The sequence below is a fragment of the Bartonella massiliensis genome (assembly GCF_902150025.1).
Classification (GTDB): Bacteria; Pseudomonadota; Alphaproteobacteria; order Rhizobiales; family Rhizobiaceae; genus Bartonella; species Bartonella massiliensis.
Genome location: NZ_CABFVS010000087.1, coordinates 1 through 587, shown reverse-complemented (window position 1 = coordinate 587; position 587 = coordinate 1). Strand labels below are relative to the sequence as shown.

General features: G+C 47.7%; 1 protein-coding gene. It reads left to right on the top strand.

What is annotated here, in order from left to right; translation table 11 throughout:
- The first annotated feature begins 214 nt into the window (after positions 1–214).
- A complete protein-coding gene (locus FNZ60_RS10510) occupies positions 215–343 on the top strand; it encodes a hypothetical protein (protein WP_281280262.1) in 129 nt (42 codons plus the stop codon).
- The last annotated feature ends 244 nt before the right edge of the window (positions 344–587 follow it).

The following is a 587-nucleotide window of genomic DNA, read 5'->3' as shown; positions in this document are numbered from 1 at the left end:
TGGGGAAAGCGCCTGAACGGGGGAAAAGCAACAGAGAAAAGAAAAAAGGGGGAACAAGAAAAATATCTTTTCATGAATATTTTTAAAAGGTTTTTTGGTGGCGGTGCATAGGCTTGTCGTGAAGGCTGGTATGGCTGTCCGTGGGGCGGATAGGATGCTTGTGGTAGGTGGATAGGGTGCGGATACGGAGAGCCGTGATGGTGGAGATAGGTTTGTGGTGAAGGGGGCTTATCGGGCGGGGTGGTGCAGGTTATCGATGGCGATGGAGATAGGAAGGCGTAGCGGTGTGGATAGGGGGGGCGATGGAGATAGGGGGCGTGGCGATGTGGTGAGGGCGTCGTGAAGGTAGGGTGAAGGTTGGGTGCAGGTGCAGATTAAGGTTTGTCTGTCGGATCCGCGGGGTTATTCGTCGAAGGGCATAGGGGAAGTTTGTCTGTAAGGGGGCAGGGCGTTGATTTATAAATATAATTTATTGTTTTTCATGTTTAATGAGCGTTCTGAATATCCTAAGATATTTTCATTTCAAACTTTTTTAGATTATCTTTTTTCATTGCATCAATCCCTTTTTTGTCTGTCAAAAGGAGGCA